The following is a 16,525-nucleotide window of genomic DNA, read 5'->3' on the forward strand; positions in this document are numbered from 1 at the left end:
GCCGATTACGTCTTGACCAGTGCTGTACAGCTGTTTAGTGTACTGAACATGCGTTCAGTCGTCGACGAGGGTGACCTTACGGGCAAGGCGAACATCCGCAATGCCGCGCTGCGGCTGTTCGCCGAGCGGGGACACGACGCCGTAACGGTGCGGGAGATCGCCGCCGCGGCGGGCGTGTCGCCGGCGCTCGTGGTTCATCACTTCGGCAGCAAGGAAGGTTTGCGCGCGGCGGTGGACGACTATGCCGGGCAGGCCTTCGACGCGCTGTTCGAGATGGACGAGCAGGCGGTGGCCGACATGCTGACCGGCGACAGCGTCATGTCCCTGGCCGAGATGTTCGCGCGGGTCTTCCCGCACGGCTCGCCGTTGCCCGCCTACCTGCGCCGGCTGCTGCTCACCAACGACCCGGCAGGCGCGGCCCTGTTCGGCCGGTGGTACTCCCTCACTCGCCGGCTGCTCGACGCCATGACCGAGATCGGTGCCGCTCGGCCCGGTGAGGATCCGGCGATCCGGGCGGCTTTTCTTCTCGTCAACGACCTCGCGCTGGTTCTGCTCCGCAATCACGTCGCCGCCGCGATCGGCGTCGATCCGCTCACGCCGGAGGGCGTCACCCGCTGGGCGAAAGAGGTCACCACTGTCTACACCGAGGGCGCGTTCGTGACCACGCCCAGGGAGGAGCCCTCATGAGTCACTCCACCGCGGTCGTGCACATCCGGCAACTCATCAAGACATTCGGGAAGGCTCGCGTCCTCGACGGACTCGATCTCACCGTGCACCCGGGCGAAGTGCACGGCTTCCTCGGTCCTAACGGGGCGGGTAAGTCGACCACCATCCGCATCCTCCTCGGGCTGATGCGCGCTACCGCGGGTCAGGTCGAACTGTTCGGCGCCGACCCCTGGCGGCGGGCCACGCAACTGCACACCCGGCTGGCGTACGTCGCCGGCGACGTCGCGCTGTGGCCGGGCCTGACCGGCGGCCAATGCCTGGACGTGATCGGTGCGACCCACGGCAAAGTCGACGAGAAGCGCCGCGAGCGCCTGATCGAACGCTTCGATCTCGATCCGACGAAGCGGATCCGCGACTACTCCAAAGGCAACCGGCAGAAGGTCGCGCTCGTGGCCGCGCTGGCGGCGGACGTGGACCTGCTCGTCCTCGACGAGCCGACGTCCGGTCTGGACCCGCTGATGGAGCAGGTCTTCCAGCAGTGCGTGCGCGAGCGGAAGCAGGACGGCGCCACAGTGCTGCTCTCCAGCCACCTTCTCGCCGAGGTCGAGGCGCTGGCCGACCGGGTGAGCATCATCCGCCGAGGGCGCACCGTGGCAACCGGCAGCCTCACCGATATGCGCCGGCACACCCGGACGTCAGTGCACGCGATCACCGCCCGGGAACCCGACGACATGGCGGCCGAACCCGGCGTGGCCGACTGGGCCTGCGAACGGCTGAACGGATCGGTCGACACCCGGCTCACGGTCGACGCGGATCACCTGAACGCGACGATCGGCAAGCTGCACACCGCGGGGATCAACACCCTGACCGTGGCTCCACCCAGCCTGGACGACCTGTTCCTGCGCGCCTACGGCGAAACTGCCCTCGAGGCCACCCGATGAACACCCGGCACCCGGCGGCATCACCCGGCCACGGCGGGCTGAGCACGATGACGTGGATCATCTGGCAGACGCGGCGCCGCAGCATCCTCCTGTGGGCAGCATGCCTCGCGGCAGGCATGACCGCCACCGCCACCGCCGTCGCCCGGCTCTACGACACGCCGGCGAAGATCCACGCCTATGCCGAGGCCGTCACGGCCGGCAGCGCGCTGGTCGCGATCAACGGCCGGGTCGAGGGTATCGACAGCCTCGGGGGCGTGATCCAGGACGAGTTCGGGTTCCTCGCCTCATTTCTGCTCCCGCTCCTGGGCGTCGGACTGGTCGCCGGCTCGACGCGGCGCGAGGAGGAAACGGGCCGGCTGGAGACGATCCTCGGCGGCCGGATCGGCCGCCATCAGCCGCCTCTCGCGGCTCTCGTCGTCGCCACGGCGGCGATTCTGGCCACGTCCGTGCTGTTCGCCATCGGGCTGCGGCTCGCCGGCGTCCCGACGTCCGGGTCGATCCTCTACAGTTCGGCGCTCGGCGCACTGGCGTTCGCGTTCGCCGGGACAGCGGCGCTGGCGGCGCAACTGGTGCCGTACGCGCGCGGCGTCTACACCTGGAGCCTGATCGCGTTGGCCGGCGCGTACGTCCTGCGCGGCGCCGGCGACGCGACGAACACCGGGTGGACCTGGTTGTCCCCGCTGGGGTGGGCGGAGAAGGCCGCGCCCTTCGGCGCTCAGCGGTGGTGGGTGCTCGCCCTTCCGGCGGCCGCCGGGCTCGGCTCAGGCGGCGCAGCAGTGTGGCTCGCGGCCCGCCGCGACGTCGGCAGCGCGCCGCTGCGAAGCGGTGCCGGCCCGGCCCGGGCGACCCGGTTCCGGCGACGGCCGACCGGCTTCGCGGCCTGGATTCACTGGCCGGCGACCGCCGGTTGGCTGGCCGGCGGCCTCATCTTGGCCGGGATGATGGGCTCGCTGGCCCAACAGTTCCTCGGCGCGATGGCCGGCAATCCCCGGCTGGCCGAGGCCATGGGCATCCAGGGCGGCCGGCCGCTGGACGGCTTCATCGCCGCGACGCAGCTCTACTTGGCGCTCATCGCCGCCGGGTACGTCATCCAGGCCGTAGGGACCCTCCGCGCCGAAGAGGCGGACGGCCGCTTGGAGGCCCGGCTCGCCGGCACGCTCGGCCGGATCCGCTGGCTGATCGTCCACAGCACCGTCATCGCAGCCGGTCTGGCGTTGATCGTCTTCGTCCCGTCGCTCGTCCTCGCGCTGACAACCGCGTGGTCGACCGGAAATGCCGCCGAATTCGGCGCTGTCGTGCGGGCCGGTGCGGACTACCTGCCGGCGGAACTGGTGTTCGCCGGCCTCGCGCTGGCCATCCTCGGCCGGTGGCCTCGCGGGTTCGCCTTCGCCTGGGCCGGATTCGCGGGAGCGAGCTTCATCGCCTTACTGGGCCCTGGCCTCAGATTTACGCGATGGGTGCTCAACCTTGCTCCGACCACCCACCTCGGCGATCCTCCTTTGACGGCAGTCCACGCCCGTGGCGTGGCGGCGCTCTTACTGGTCGGCTTCGCGCTTACCGCCGCTGGGTTCCTCTTCTTCCGCCGCCGGGACGTGCCGCGAAGCTGATGGACCGGGTCGGGTCAGGAGAAGGCGCATGACACCGCCGCGATAAGCCGCCCCGGCCTCATGCCCGCTCATCCGGCCGGTCGCCACTTGCTGGGCGGCGGCGTGGCCGAGAGCAATGACCGTGGCCACCATCCACGACTCCGGCCAGCTCTTGTCGAATACACCGGTCCGGCGGCCACGACGGAGCAGTTCGGCCAGTTGTGTCGTGACGGTTTCGTGGCGCTCGAGCTCGTCCGTAGCCGGCGCGGCTTCGGCGATGGCGGGGCTGAGCAGGACCGGATACCGCTCGATGAGGCTCCAGGTGGCTTCCAGCCATTGCTGTAACGCCTCGTCGGGAGGCGGTGTCGTCAGATCGAGCGCTTCCAGGCGGGTCGTCGTCTCGGCGGTCAGATGCTCGATCACCGCGTCGACCAGGACGCTGCGCGACGGGAAATGGGCGTACACGGTCTGCCGGACGACACCGGCCGCCGCTGCGATGTCCTCGACGCTCGCGTCCGTTCGCCGGGCCAGCAGAGCGATGGCCGCATCAAGCACAGCGGCACGGCTGCGCTCGGCGTCCGTCCGCCGCTTACGAACTCGGGGCACCTCCGGATCGGCCATGGTTGCCAAGCGTAAGCGCCCCGCTTATCTTAGACACACATGTAAGAGATATTGGAAGGTGCCGTCATGGCCCAGCCCCACTTCCGGACACCCGGCGACGACCTCACCGGATATCTCCGGCGCTACCCGCATGAGGTCGCGTTCGGCGACGAGGAACCCGCGGTCGTGTTCAGCCGCTACCACACCGACGACTTCGTGCTCCGCAACGACGGCATCGACCTCGGCCGCGAACGACTGCTCGCCCACGTCAGATCCGGCCGCCGCAACGTCGACGAGATCCACGTCGAGGTCCACCAGACCCTCACCTCGGCAGGCCGGGTCGCGGGCCGATACACGCTCACCGCCGTGATGCGCCGCGGGCAGGTGATCGCGACGGAGATCTACATGTTCGGTGAGCTGGCCCCGGATGGGCGGCTGCACCGGGTGGAACAGTTGTCGCGCGATGTCTCGCCGAAAGAGCCGGCACGCTGAACCGTCAGGAGGACGCCGCCACGTCCATTTCCTGCCACTGCCGCCACCACTGCGGGTCCGGCACCTCACCGACCGCCTCCACCACGGCGTTGAGGACTGAGGCGAACGCCAGCGGGCGGGTGAGCGACAGCTCGGAGATGACCGCGGCCAGCGCCTCCCGGCGGCGCCGCATCACCTCGCCGACCAACTCGCGGCCCACCGGGGTCAGCACGATCCAGGCGGCGCGGCGGTCCTCCGGGCGTTCCTCACGCGCCACCAGTCCCTTCCCGACCAGGCGATTGCACATCCGCACAGCCGTGGAGGACGTGACGGTCAGCTCCTGAGCCAGGTCGACGACCCGTTGCGGGCCCCGCGAGACCAGTACCACCAGGGTCCGGAACTGCGGCAGCGTCACGTCCTGGTCGAGACCACTGAACGTCCGCGCGGCGACGCCGACGAAGGCGCGGCTGAGCGCCAGCAGCGCGCCGACCACCTCCGCCTCACCCGGCGACAGGGCAGTCTGTGATGTCACGGGCCTACTCTGGCACGACCCGCAGGCCGCTGGCCTCGCAGGGCGGCGGCGGGCTCAGCGGAGGGCTGCGGTGGGGCTGATGTCCGCGTCGTGTCACGTCCTCGTCGAGGCCGCTGAGCGAGCGGGCCGTCTCGGCCACGAAGACCCGGCTGAGCGACAGAGACGTCCGCGACGTGATCGGCAGCCCGCCGACCTGGCGCTCGCCGAGCCCCTTCCCCGTACCCGTTTTCGTGGCCATGTTCGATCCTCCCGCGTGCCGCATATCGCTGGTTCCCCGTTCGGTCGCCCGCCCGCGTATGCAGCCGGGCTCAGCTACGCACCGCTCCGGCCCGCGGGTCGATCGCCGGACGGCGGCCGCGCATGATCCGTACGGCGGCGATCCCCGCGATACCCGTGATGCCGACTGCCAGCAGCCACAGCAGTGTCGAGGAGATCGGCGGCGCGCCACCGGCGTGTGCCGTTCCCGCCGCGGCCAGATCCTGATCGGCCGTCATCGCGGCCGGTGGCAACATCGCGTACCGCACCAGCCCGGTGCTCTCCAGCATCTGCATGTGATGCATCACGAAGATGCTCGCCTGATCGGACAGTTTCCGCACGACCTCGTTCCGGGTGGACGCCCGTACCGCCGAGATCACCGGAAAGATGAAGCCGTGCGTGCCGCGCAGGAAGGTGACGAACAGCTGGTTGAACTGGATGCCCTTGGCCGCCTGCAACTGGGTCAGGAAACCCTGCTGCTGGGCGGTCGGCGTGGCCGGCAGCGTCACACCCAACTTGTTCGCGGCGTCGACCGTCAGCTGGTCCAGCTGCACGTGCTGCGTCGCGATCATCTGGCCGACCTGCCGGACCTGCGCCGTGGTGCCCTTCTGAGCGGCCATCTGCCCGGCCGGGATCTCCCACAGTCCGGCCTGCCGTACGCCGTTGAGCAGGGTCATGTCGGCCACGCCCAACTGCGTCGACGCCGGGTCGGCGCCGGCTCGCGCCGGCACCACGATCAGGGCGGTGATCGCGGCGACGGCCAGCGCGGCCGCGCGGCGCATCAAGGGTGACATCGGTACCTCCAGCTGGTCGGTCAACTGCCGCCCCGTAGTACGGCCACGATCCCAGGAGAGTTCATACCTGCACCTAAATAGGGGCGCCATCCCTGGCAGTCTCACTGAAACGCGAAAAATCAGGTGCACAGTCGAACGTTTCTACGGCCACGCGCGTACTACCGCCCGAGGTCCCGCCCACGTGGAGGTTCGATGTCACCGCTCATTGCGCGTACGGCAGCCGTCGCCGTCGCGGCAATCGCCGCTCTCGTCGTGTCGTCGGCGCCCGCACAAGCCGCCGCGGACGGGCCGGGCCGGCTGAACGCGGCCGACATGACGCTGCTGATCGGCCTGCGACAGGGCGGCCTGTGGGCGGTACCAGCCGGGCAGGCCGCCGCCCAGAACAGCACAACACCGAAAATCCAGCAGGCCGGCCAGAAGATCGCCGACGGGAACGGCAAGCTCGATCAACTGACCGTGGACGCGGCCAGGAAGCTCGGCGCGACCATCCCTTCCGCACCGACCGCACAGCAGCAGGGCACACTCGATCAGTTGCGGGCGGCCGACGGAACCCAGTTCGACCAACTGTTCGTCAACTCGCTGCGCGACGCGTACGGGTTCCTCTACCCGATCATCGGCGAGGTCCGCTCCTCGACCCGCAGCTCGGTGATCCGCGACCTGGCCGATCAGGCCAACGTCGCCGTCATGGGCTACATGCAGATCCTGGAGAGCACCGGCCTGGTGCAGTACCAGAAGCTGGCCCCGGCCGCGATCCCGCCGGCCCAGGACCTGTCCACGATGGGCATGGCCCAAGCCGACGCCGGTATCTCGCCACCGCTCTCCCCCACGGTGCTCTGGCTACTGGCCATCGGCGCCGCCGCCGTCGCGGCGATCACCGCCGTCCGGATCCGCCGTTCAAAAGTCTGACGGATCACGGCCGAGAGCGCTGTGGGACGATGTGCGCCGCCGTTGACCATCTTTACTCTCGCGGAGTGTCATGCGCCTGTCCCGCCGTACCCTCGCCGCCGTGGCCGTCACCGCGGTGGCTGCCGCAGGCACCGTCTTCGCGCTGTCCGCGGTGAACGCCGCGTCCGCCGACACGACCTCCGACGCCGCCCTGGTCGCCACCCTCGACCAGGTGTTCGCCGACTCACGCCTGGCCGGGTCGACCACCGGCATGCTGGTCGTCGACGGCGCCACCGGCGCGGTCGTCTACTCGCACAACGCCGACCAGCGGGTCATCCCGGCTTCCAACGAGAAGCTCATGACCTCGGCCGCGGCGCTCGAGGTGCTCGGAGCGGGCTACAAGTTCCACACCGTCGCCCGCTACTCCGGAAAGAAGAGCGGCACGACCGTCACCGGCAACCTCTACCTGCACGGGCAGGGCGACCCGACCATGACGTACGCCCAGGTCGACGCCGTCGCCGCCGCGGTCGCCAAGACCGGCGTCAAGAAGTTCACCGGCACCCTGAACGCCGACGACACCTGGTTCGACCACGTGCCGCTCGGGCTGGACTGGTCGTGGCAGGACGAGACGTACTTCGACAACGCGCCGGTCTCGGCGCTGACCGTGGCCGCCGACTCCAACTTCAACACCGGCGCCCTCTCGATCGCCGACAAGCCCGGCACCGCGGCCGGCAAGGCCGGCGTGCTGGCCGTGACCCCGGCCAACTCGGTCGTCACGATCGTCAACCACACGGTCACCGGCAAGCAGGGCTCGGCCGACACGGTCACCGCGACCCGGGCGCACGGCACCAACACGGTCACGGTCAGCGGTTCCGTCCCGCTGAAGGGTGCCGCCCACTCCAGCCTGGTCGCGGTGCCCGACCCGACCAAGCTCGCGATCGGCGTGTTCCGCGACGCGCTCAAGCGGCACGGCGTCACGATCACCGGCGTGACCACGACCGGGACGACGCCGGCCACCGGCACGACGCTGCTCACCGACCACGCCTCGATCACGCTCGCCCAGCTGCTGCCGTCGTTCCTCAAGCTCTCCAACAACGGGCACGCCGAGCTGCTGACCAAGGCGATGGGCCGGGCCAGGACCCCCGGGTCGGCCGGCAGCTGGTCGACCGGGCTCGCCGCGTCCACCGCGGCCCTCAAGGCCCTCGGCGTCGACACCAGCAAGATCAGCATGGGTGACGGCTCCGGCCTGAGCCGGCGCGACTGGCTGACCACGCGCCAGATCGGCACGCTGCTCAACGCGGCGCAGGCCCGCCCGTGGTTCGCCACGTGGTACGCGGCGCTGCCGATCGCCGGTGACCCCAACCCGCTGGTCGGCGGGACGCTGCGCAGCCGGATGGCCGGCACCCCGGCGGCGGAGAACCTGCACGGCAAGACCGGCACCCTGACCGGCGTCAACGCGCTGTCCGGCTACGTCAAGGACGCGGCCGGCCGCACGCTCGTCTTCTCCTCGGTGTCCAACTCCGCGCCGGCCAGCGTCGCCGACATCCTCGACCGGGCCGCGGTCGCGCTGGCCAGCTCGGGCGCCACCCAGTCGGCCACGCTGATGCAGCGCCGGCTCAACAGCGTCGAGGTCAAGCCGCACGTGGTCACCCGCAAGGGTGAAGAGGTCGAGTGTTCCTGGGTGCCGGGTTCCTGCTGACGGCAACGCACGCGGTGCTGCGATGACTCGGCGATCGACCGGGTGGCACTTGCCGGCATTCAGTCGGCGTGCGGTGTCCGGCGCGTGAGCCGCTGCCACAACCAGCCGCCGGGCACGTTGCGGTCGTAGAGCACGTATTCGCTGACCGGCCGGTCGGTCATCGTCTCCAGGAGCGCTCGACGGGCGGCCGGATGGCCTACGAACAGCACCTGGTCGCCGTCGTGGACCAGCTCGTCGTCGGCCGGGCCGAGAATGGCCTGGTGCCCGCGCAGCACCATGAGCGGCACCGCGGCCACCGGCCGGTCCCGGTCCCGCGGGCTGCGGACCAGGTCTCCCAGGCGGGCGTCGCCGCCGCGCAGCCACGGGCCGAGCGCCGGCGCCTCGGCTTCGGTGAGCGTGGCTTTCCAGACGCTGCCCAGGCGGCTGCCGCAGTGCGCCTGGAGGCGGTCGAGCAGCCCGGCCGCCCACTCGTCGCCGCGGGCCGGCATGTCCTGCAGGAAGCGCCACAGCAGCGGGCTGCTCAGCTGGGCGTAGATTTCCCGGGCCACCACCTCGGCCGGAACCAGCACCCAGTCGATGTCGAGCGCCGCGAACAGGGGTGCGCTGGCCGGGCGGTTCTGCCGGGCGGCCAGGAACAGCCGCGGGTTGCGGGCCCGGGCGGCGGCGATCAGTGACAAGTTGGTGGTGTCGTTGTCGGTGCCCGCGACGAAACCGACCGCCTCCTCCGGGCGGGCCTGCCCCAGCACCTCCGGATCGGACGCGTCGCCCACGATCACGCCCGGTTCGTCCTCGTGCCCGGCCGGATCGATGATGGTGACCTCGAGGCCGTCGGCCCGCAGATCCTCGGTGAACTTGCGGCCGAACCGCCCGTACCCGCAGACCACCCAGCGCCCGGCGGCCGGTGTCCGGCCCGGCTCTTCGAGCTCCGCGCCCGGCCCGCCGACCAGCCAGGAAAGCAATTGGTAGGAGGCGGGCGCGTGCAACGCCAGCCGTAGCCGGTCACCGAATCGGTCGAACGGGTTCACCACGGTCGGCGAGCCGAACGCACGCATCCGCTGCTCGATCACCGGCGACACCGTGCGCGCGATGACCGGCAGCTCGGGCCGGATCAGCGCGGCCGTCATCGCGACCACCAGGTTGGCCTCGTCGTCGTCGGTCAGTGCCAGTACGCCCTCGCAGCAGGGATGCTCCAGGCCCGCCAGGTCGAGGGTGCGCGGGTCGGTCGCGTCGCCGGCCAGTCCCGGCACGTCGGCGTGGTAGGAATCGATGTCCAGCGCATCCACCCGCTCGGCCGACTGGTCCAGCACGACCAGGCGGCGGCCGAGCGCGTCGAGCGCCCGGCCGAGCAGCTGCCCGGTCTGCCCGTAGCCGGCCACCAGCAGGAACGGCTCGCGCAGCCGGGTCACCGTGCGGGTGAACCGGCGCAGCGCGATCGCCTGCCGGAACGTACGGTCCTGAAGCAGGGTGAGCAGCGAGCCGATAGCGTACGCCCACCCGACGACGGTCAGGTAGATCGACGCGATGACCCACATCCGTTGCGCGCCGGAGAACGGGCCCGGCAGTTCGCCGTAGCCGATCGTGGTGGCGGTGTAGCTCATGAAGTAGAACGCGTCGAAGATGCCCATCCCCGGCGGCACCAGCGACATGCCGAGCACGCTGACCGAGAAGATCACGATGAGCACGATCAGCGGCGCGCGCATCCGCCGCAGGATAAGGAAAATGGTCGGCGACGCGTCCGGGTACCGCGCGGAGATCCGGCGCCGCCAATGCCGGTGGCGGGTCATCGGCGATGGAACGAGACGGTCTCGATCACCAGCAGCACGACCGAGACGAGGTTGGCCAGCAGCGCTCCGCCGGACAGCGACACCACCGCGGCCGTCGCCTCGGCGTCGAGCCCCCCTTTGGACACCTGCGTGGCGAACGCCCACGTCACTCCGGCCGCGATCAGCTGCAGATCGGCGACCAGACTCGTGGCCAGGTGAACAGCACCGAGCTGGGTACGGTCGCCGAACTTCAACACCGTCGCGATCAGACTCACCACCAGCGCGGCGAACAGCTCATAGACACTGTGCACGGCCGGGTCGGAGATGTCGCCGATGAAGAACCCGAAGTTCAGCGTCGCCGCCAGCAGCACGAAGAAGCCGAAGACCACCTTTTCCAGGCTCATGACGATCACGCTAACCCAGGTCAGCGCGATCCGTTGCCTTCCTGTACCGCACCTGCCGCGACTCGGGACTCAGCTGCGGTCCCGGACAGTACGGACGTCATCGTGAAGGAACAGTGAGGTGGTCTCGTCCGGGTCGTGGACATCGGCCGGCGGGTGCCAGAACGGGTCGTCGCGCTCGGCGGCCAGCTGGGCCCGGCGTTCCGCCCGCGCCGCCAGCACCGAGCGGAGGTGGCGTACGGCCGGCCACCCGAGCAACAGGAGCACGCCGGCGGCGACCAACCACAAGACCAGCCAAGCGACCGTACGGATAACCGGTGAGCGACCGTCATCGCCGGTCGCGGTGACCGTGGCCGCGGTCGTGGCCGGCGCGCTGAGCACGGCGTCGTACGGGTTGACCAGGCCGGCGCCGTAGTCGTCGGGGTTCGCCCACGGGGTGGCGGTCCGCAGCACCTGCCGGGTCACGTCGGCGGCGGACAGGCCCGGATGGGCCGAGCGAACCAGCGCGACCGCGCCGGCCACGAATGCGGCGGCGTACTGCGGTCCGGAACCGGACCGGCCGATGGTGGCCACCTCGACGCCGGGCGCGGCCAGGTCGACCGCGCCGGTGGGATAGTTCTTCTCCGGTGCGCGGTTGTCGGCGACGCCGGCGACCCGCAGCAGCCCGGGCTCGGCCGGCAAAGCGGCCGTCCTGGCCGGCACCACCACGACGACGTTGTGTGCGATCGCCTGGTCGATGGCCGCCCGGACCGCCGGTTGCCCGGGGTCGACCCGGGCGCCCAGCGTGATGACCTGCACGCCGGAGGAGACGGCGACTTCGATGGCGGTCGCGGCGGCGGGAGCGGGGAGCGTTCCGCTCGCGCCGGCGATCTGGATCGGGACCACCGTGGCCTGCGGGGCCAGGCCGAACTGCCGGCCGCCGGCGCCGTCGTCGCCGGCCACGATCCCCGCGATGCCGGTGCCCGTGCCGAGGCAGTCGACGGCGCCCCGACCGGTGCCGTCGACCAGGTCGGTGCCCGCGGCGACCCGACCGGCCAGCTGTGGGCTGACCGCGGCGATGCCGGAGTCGACCACGGCGACGCGGATCCCGGCGCCGGACGCGGCGGCCCACACCCGGGCCGGGTTCAGCAGCGTCTGCCCCCAGTAGGCGGCCGACCCGACCGTGGTCGGCTTGACGCAGGGCGAGGCGGTACCGGCCGCGGGCACCGGGCCGTACTGCACGCCGGCGCCGACCGCGTCCCACGGCAGCACGAGCGTCCATCCGGAGCGCACCTTGGCCGGATCGGCCAGCACGCCGCCATCCGGCTGCACCCGGCCGGCGTTGAGGTCGAGGATGTCGTCGGCCCGGTTGTCGTCCCCCAGGAACCGGGCCGCGATCTCGAACAGGTTCTCCGGGTGGCCCTGATAGGACGACTGCACCTGGTAGTAGGGCACGTTCGCGGCGGGCGCGGCCACCGCCGGGGCCGCGATCAGCACGGTCAGTGCCACCACGACGGTCGCCACTGCGAGCCGGGCTGTTCTCACCATTGCCCCTTCTCCACCAGCGCCCACTCGTGATCGTCCTTGCTGAGGCACGGCACGAGGTCGAGCCGCGCGTTCAGCCCGCCGTCGCCCGCCCCCGGTACGTCGAGGCAGAGGTCGCCCGCCTGGGTGTCGCGCAACCAGTAGTACTGGAAGCCCTTGGCCTTGAACCGCGCCTCCAGCCGGAAGTACTGGTTGTCGCTCTGGTTGCAGGTGGCTTCGGACAGCACGGTTCCGGAGTCGACGGTGCCGAACCCGGGCGGGTCGAGGCAGAGGTCGTCGGACGTGTTGCGGATCCAGTAGGTCTCGTTGCCCGACCCGTCCGCTCCGAAGGGGACGAACTCGAACTGTTGATTGTCCGCGGCGGTCTTGTTGCATCCGTTCTGCAGCACCGGTCCGCCCGGGGTGCCCGCACCGTTGCCGGGCAGGTCGACGCACATCTTGGTGGCGTGGTTGGCGATGAAGAACGGGCCGTAGCTGGCCTTGGTGGCGTCGGCCGCCTTGGCCGGGGGCCGGCCGGCCAGCACGGACGGCGTGGTGGTGGCCGGCGTCGATTTGCTCGGCGTGGCCGACGGGCTGGTCTTACCGGGCGTCGGGCTGGCCGTCGCGTGCAGCCGGGTGTCCTTGGCGTACTCGGTCTGGTCGCGGGCCACGGCGTCGGCGGTCGCGGTCACCGGTTCCCCGGCGTCACCGCGCAGGAAAAGAGCCAGGGCTTTCGGGTACGCGCCGGACTCCTTGCCCAGCAGCGTGCACATCGCCTTGCCGAGCGCCTTGATCGCGTCCGTGGCGTCCCACGGCGTCGCGTCCCCGCTCTTCGGCCCGTACGTTTTCCAGGTCAGCGGCGGGAACTGCGCGATGCCCTGCTCGCCGACGGGTCCGAGTTTCTTCGGGTCGAAGCCGGACGTGGCCATGATCTGGGCCGCCACCTTGGCCGGCGGCATCGCCGCGCACACCTTGCCCGCGGCCACCACCGCCTTGAGGTACGGGTCGGGCACCTGGACGACCGAGGAGCCGGCGAACGTTCCCACAGCCGGAACGGGCATCCCGAACTGCGGCTGCAGCGCGTACCAGTCGGCGTAGCGACCGACAGTGCTCACGTACTGTTTCGCGGCCGCGGGAACGCCGCCCGCGGCTACCACCGTGTCCATCCCCTCGTGATAGGCCGCCAGCGCCACCTGCCAGGCATCGCCCGACGCTTTGACCGCGCGGGCCTGCCCGGCCAGCTGGCACATGTCGTGGGCCAGTGCGGTGATCGCGGCCGACCGGTCGCTGATGGCCGCCCCCGGGTAGGGCGCCCACTTCTGGAAGACCGCCGGGGTCAGCGCGGCCACGCCGGCCGCCCCGCCCGCCCGCATGTCCTTGACCGGCTCGTCGCCGAAGTTCGAGGCGACCTTGATCTGACCGGCCAGGCGGGCCGGGGTCAGCGTCGGGCAGGAGGCGGCCGCGGCGACCAGGATGCGCAGGTCGGCGTCGGAGACCTGGGAGCCGTGCACCGCGCCGGCGGCGTCGGCCGAGGTGCGGACCAGCAGCACGCCGGCCGCGACCGCGGCGGCCAGGCCGACGGCCAGGCCGATCGTCAGTGGGCGGCTCAGCTTGGGCAGTTCAGGCATCGTGCGGTTCCAGGATCTCGAGTACTTCTTCCTCGGTCGGCACGTCGATGCGGTCGGCCCAGCGCAGCGTGCCCACGATCGCGTCGAAGAGCAGGACGACGGCCCGGACCGGCTCCGCCTCGACGTCGCCGTCGGTCAGCACGGTGAAGGTGAGCAGAGCCCAGACACCTGGGGTGTCCGGCGCGGCCACGTAGTAGTTGACGCGGACCGACGGCGCCTTGCGCTTGAGGGCGTCGCTGTCGGAGATCTGCCGCACCCGGGCGGCCGGACAGCCACCGACCTCCAGCGCGACGCCGTCGGGTCCGGCGTCGGCCAGGATCGCATCGAGGACGAGTTTCGGATCGTCCGGCATGTCGGCGTCCTCGAGCACGGTCAGCACCATGGTGCCCGGCAGGCGTACGCCGTGGAATTCCCGGACCGGCAGCACCACCGCGCGGGCGCTCTGGCGCGACGCCTCGTCGGTGGCGTCGGTGAGCTCCCGGCGGAGCACGCGCCGCCACGGACCGGCCTTGTCGCGGGGCAGCGTGTCCGGCAGTGCCGTGCGGACTACCGCTTCGATCATTTTCGCCCGCACGCGGGCCAGCTCCGGTGTGGTCGGGATATGGACCCAGCCCTCGGGCAGGATCAGCTCGAAGTCGATCATGTGGTGTCTCCGAACCGCAGTTCGCCGGCCTGGCTCGCGATCTCGTGCATCGCCACTTCCACCCCGGCGCCGATCGCCCCTGCCTTGTCCATGCCCTTGACCCGGGTGCTCAGCAGCACGTCGACGTCGGTGCGGCCGGGCCTCTGAAGGCGCAGCGCCGCGTTGACCCGCGCATGCAGGCCCTCACCCTCGGACTCGGCCAGTGCCACGACCCGGACGCCGTCGCCGCGGTCGGTTGTCACGTACTCGACCTGTGGTTCACGGATGTCATCGGCGAGGCCGTCGGCACCGACCTCGGCCATGAGGTAGGACGAGTCACCCGGCCGGGCCGGGCGGAACTCGACCAGAATCAGCAGGGGCAGCCACCGTACGTCTTCGTTGACGAACCCGGCCCCCCAGAGGAGCCGGCAGTTGTCCGGCACCGAGCCGGCCCGCTGCAGCAGGGCCTCGGCCACCGCCTCGCCCATCGCGCCGGTCGTGAACGGAAAGTCCTGTCCGGTGCGGGCCGCGGCCACCTTCGCCCCGGCCCAGTCCTCGAGCAGCCGCGACACGTACCCGGTCCAGGCCGCCGCGTCCTCGCCGCCCGGCACCCAGTCCCAGTACCAGGACACCTCGAGTGACGTCGCCGGACTCATCAGCTGCCCCCAGTGAAGCTGCCCTTGACCTGAAATCCGCCCCAGATCGCGCCGGCCCCCAGGTTGAAAATGATGTTCAGGCCGCCCCACGCGCGATACCAGTTGGTCAGGCCCAGCCCGCGGCCCAGGGAGAGCAACTCGTCGAAGGTGCCCATGTCGAGGATGGCTGCCCCGTAGTCGGCGAAGAAGGCCTTGAAGTTGCCCGTCCAGATGTTCTTCCAGATCGCGCCGGCGTCCTTGATGCCGTTCCACATCGCTCCGAAGAAGCCCGGCCCCTTCGTGATGCCGCCCAGCGTGCCGCCCACATCCATCAACGGGATGACCCGGCCGCTGTTGCCGAGTGCCGGGAGGAACTTGAGCGCGCCGAACGACTTGGCGATGTCACCGACGATAGTGGCGATCTTGCCGATGCCGGCGGCCAGTCCGCCCAGGCCGAGGCCGAACGCGTCGAGGATGACGCTGGACAGGTCGCCTTCGCCGTTGGCATAGAGCACGCTGTCCGATATCAGCAACACGGCACCGGCCACGATGGCGCCGATCACCAGTACGTTCACGCCGGGTATCAGGAAGGCGAGCGCGGTCAGGATCAGGGCGATGATGCCGAAGATCTTGCTGATCATCTTGAAGACGGCGAGGATCTTGTCCTTGAGCGAGTCGGTCAGCCCGTCGTCGTAGTTGTTGCAGTTCACCGCGTCGCCGAGCCGCTTGCCGGACACGTCGAGCGCATCCAGCGCGGCGGTCAGCCGGTTCTTCGCGGCACTGATCCGGCCGTTGGCGTCGTTGACGGCGTTCTGTTTGTCGGTCCCCTTCTGCTGTTCCTCCGGCGAGATCTTGCCGGACGAATCCTTCTGCGGGTCCGGCAAACCCTTCGCACCGGTCAAGGCCGCTTCGGCGTCCGAGCTGTCGTGCAGCGCCGCGGTGATCTCGGTCTTCGCGTGGTCCAGGTCCGGTTCATAGACCGCGATCTGCTTGGCCACGTCGCGGTAGCGCACGCCCGCCTTGGCCAGATCGTCCTTGATGGACTTGGCGTCGTCCTTGAGCGGATCGATCCACTGTCCGATCATGCCTTCGCTGCCGTTGTCGACGATCTGCTGCAGCTTGGTCACCGCGTCGTCAAGAGTGTCGGAGATGTGCTGATAGCGCTTCTGCGCCGACTCGATGTTGGCCGGGTCGGCCCGGTCGACGGTCGCGAGGCGCGCGTCGTCGGACGTGGGGTCGAAGAAGAGTCCGAGGAAACTCACTTCTTCTCCTCCAGGCTCTCCAGCAGTTGCTGCTCACCCTTGTGCCAGGCGTCGTCGACCTCCTGGAGCTTCTTCACGAAGCCCTTCATGGCGTCGACCATCTTGTTGCGGTGGATGGTCCAGTTGTCGGCGAAGTCGCCCATCGAGAGATTCGCGTTGAGCTGGCCCCAACGCCCCTTCTCGTCGTTCTGGAAGTCCAGGGCGCCCTCGAACTGACCGATCAGTTCATTGAGGTCGCCGATCAGCACGTCGAGGTCTTTGACCACGAGGTCGGCCATCACA

Annotated in this window: 18 protein-coding genes; 6 read left to right on the forward strand and 12 right to left on the reverse strand. The window is 70.4% G+C overall.

Annotated features, from left to right (window positions below; all coding sequences use genetic code 11):
• Positions 1-48 precede the first annotated feature (48 nt).
• From ACIA5C_RS01170 to ACIA5C_RS01180, 3 genes are read left to right on the forward strand one after another with little or no spacing between them, the layout of a single operon-like run.
• On the forward strand, positions 49-687 hold the full coding sequence (locus ACIA5C_RS01170) for a TetR/AcrR family transcriptional regulator (protein WP_396049951.1): 639 nt from the start codon (positions 49-51) through the stop codon (positions 685-687).
• Positions 684-1,607, forward strand: a complete 924-nt coding sequence (locus ACIA5C_RS01175; protein WP_396049953.1) for an ATP-binding cassette domain-containing protein — start codon at positions 684-686, stop codon at positions 1,605-1,607. The genes ACIA5C_RS01170 and ACIA5C_RS01175 overlap by 4 nt, the downstream gene beginning before the upstream one ends.
• Complete coding sequence (locus tag ACIA5C_RS01180; protein WP_396049955.1) at positions 1,604-3,214, forward strand: ABC transporter permease; 1,611 nt, start codon at positions 1,604-1,606, stop codon at positions 3,212-3,214. Before ACIA5C_RS01175 ends, ACIA5C_RS01180 begins: the two co-directional genes overlap by 4 nt.
• On the opposite strand, the gene ACIA5C_RS01185 is transcribed toward ACIA5C_RS01180, so the two are convergent.
• Positions 3,143-3,814, reverse strand: coding sequence for a TetR/AcrR family transcriptional regulator (locus tag ACIA5C_RS01185; RefSeq protein ID WP_396049957.1), 672 nt, complete (start codon positions 3,812-3,814; stop codon positions 3,143-3,145). The genes ACIA5C_RS01180 and ACIA5C_RS01185 overlap by 72 nt on opposite strands.
• A 66-nt stretch (positions 3,815-3,880) precedes the next feature.
• Between ACIA5C_RS01185 and ACIA5C_RS01190 the strand changes: the two genes are divergently transcribed.
• Positions 3,881-4,285: a nuclear transport factor 2 family protein gene (locus ACIA5C_RS01190; RefSeq protein ID WP_396049959.1), complete on the forward strand. Its 405-nt coding sequence runs from the start codon at positions 3,881-3,883 to the stop codon at positions 4,283-4,285.
• A 4-nt stretch (positions 4,286-4,289) separates the two neighbouring features.
• Here ACIA5C_RS01190 and ACIA5C_RS01195 read toward each other — a convergent pair whose 3' ends face one another.
• From ACIA5C_RS01195 to ACIA5C_RS01205, 3 genes are all read right to left on the reverse strand, one after another.
• On the reverse strand, positions 4,290-4,796 hold the full coding sequence (locus ACIA5C_RS01195; RefSeq protein ID WP_396049961.1) for a MarR family winged helix-turn-helix transcriptional regulator: 507 nt from the start codon (positions 4,794-4,796) through the stop codon (positions 4,290-4,292).
• Positions 4,797-4,800: 4 nt separating this feature from the next.
• Positions 4,801-5,034, reverse strand: coding sequence for a hypothetical protein (locus tag ACIA5C_RS01200; protein WP_396049963.1), 234 nt, complete (start codon positions 5,032-5,034; stop codon positions 4,801-4,803).
• 70 nt (positions 5,035-5,104) lie between these two features.
• Complete coding sequence (locus ACIA5C_RS01205) at positions 5,105-5,845, reverse strand: DUF4142 domain-containing protein (RefSeq protein WP_396049965.1); 741 nt, start codon at positions 5,843-5,845, stop codon at positions 5,105-5,107.
• A gap of 192 nt (positions 5,846-6,037) precedes the next feature.
• On the opposite strand from ACIA5C_RS01205, the gene ACIA5C_RS01210 reads away from it, so the two are divergent.
• Both ACIA5C_RS01210 and dacB read left to right on the forward strand, forming a co-directional pair.
• Positions 6,038-6,751 (forward strand): DUF4142 domain-containing protein, encoded by a 714-nt coding sequence (locus ACIA5C_RS01210; protein WP_396049967.1) that lies wholly within the window; start codon positions 6,038-6,040, stop codon positions 6,749-6,751.
• A gap of 100 nt (positions 6,752-6,851) precedes the next feature.
• A complete protein-coding gene (gene dacB / locus ACIA5C_RS01215) occupies positions 6,852-8,429 on the forward strand; it encodes a D-alanyl-D-alanine carboxypeptidase/D-alanyl-D-alanine-endopeptidase (RefSeq protein WP_396049970.1) in 1,578 nt (525 codons plus the stop codon).
• Positions 8,430-8,488: 59 nt separating this feature from the next.
• On the opposite strand, the gene ACIA5C_RS01220 is transcribed toward dacB, so the two are convergent.
• From ACIA5C_RS01220 to ACIA5C_RS01255, 8 genes are all read right to left on the reverse strand, one after another.
• Entirely contained in the window at positions 8,489-10,129 is a 1,641-nt protein-coding gene (locus ACIA5C_RS01220; RefSeq protein WP_396049972.1) for a potassium channel family protein, read from the reverse strand.
• A gap of 80 nt (positions 10,130-10,209) precedes the next feature.
• Positions 10,210-10,596 (reverse strand): DUF6394 family protein, encoded by a 387-nt coding sequence (locus tag ACIA5C_RS01225; RefSeq protein ID WP_396049974.1) that lies wholly within the window; start codon positions 10,594-10,596, stop codon positions 10,210-10,212.
• 69 nt (positions 10,597-10,665) lie between these two features.
• The gene (locus tag ACIA5C_RS01230; RefSeq protein ID WP_396049976.1) at positions 10,666-12,120 is read right to left on the reverse strand and encodes a S8 family serine peptidase; all 1,455 of its coding nucleotides are present in this window, start codon (positions 12,118-12,120) and stop codon (positions 10,666-10,668) included.
• The gene (locus ACIA5C_RS01235) at positions 12,114-13,724 is read right to left on the reverse strand and encodes an RICIN domain-containing protein (RefSeq protein WP_396049978.1); all 1,611 of its coding nucleotides are present in this window, start codon (positions 13,722-13,724) and stop codon (positions 12,114-12,116) included. Before ACIA5C_RS01235 ends, ACIA5C_RS01230 begins: the two co-directional genes overlap by 7 nt.
• Positions 13,717-14,367, reverse strand: a complete 651-nt coding sequence (locus tag ACIA5C_RS01240) for a hypothetical protein (protein ID WP_396049980.1) — start codon at positions 14,365-14,367, stop codon at positions 13,717-13,719. The genes ACIA5C_RS01235 and ACIA5C_RS01240 overlap by 8 nt, the downstream gene beginning before the upstream one ends.
• The gene (locus ACIA5C_RS01245; protein ID WP_396049982.1) at positions 14,364-15,002 is read right to left on the reverse strand and encodes a hypothetical protein; all 639 of its coding nucleotides are present in this window, start codon (positions 15,000-15,002) and stop codon (positions 14,364-14,366) included. Before ACIA5C_RS01245 ends, ACIA5C_RS01240 begins: the two co-directional genes overlap by 4 nt.
• Positions 15,002-16,243, reverse strand: coding sequence for a hypothetical protein (locus ACIA5C_RS01250; protein WP_396049983.1), 1,242 nt, complete (start codon positions 16,241-16,243; stop codon positions 15,002-15,004). Before ACIA5C_RS01250 ends, ACIA5C_RS01245 begins: the two co-directional genes overlap by 1 nt.
• The gene (locus tag ACIA5C_RS01255; RefSeq protein WP_396049985.1) at positions 16,240-16,521 is read right to left on the reverse strand and encodes a hypothetical protein; all 282 of its coding nucleotides are present in this window, start codon (positions 16,519-16,521) and stop codon (positions 16,240-16,242) included. The genes ACIA5C_RS01250 and ACIA5C_RS01255 overlap by 4 nt, the downstream gene beginning before the upstream one ends.
• Between the last annotated feature and the right edge of the window lie 4 nt (positions 16,522-16,525).

Origin of the sequence: Actinoplanes sp. NPDC051343 (genome assembly GCF_044455125.1) — a bacterium.
Lineage (GTDB): Bacteria > Actinomycetota > Actinomycetes > Mycobacteriales > Micromonosporaceae > Actinoplanes.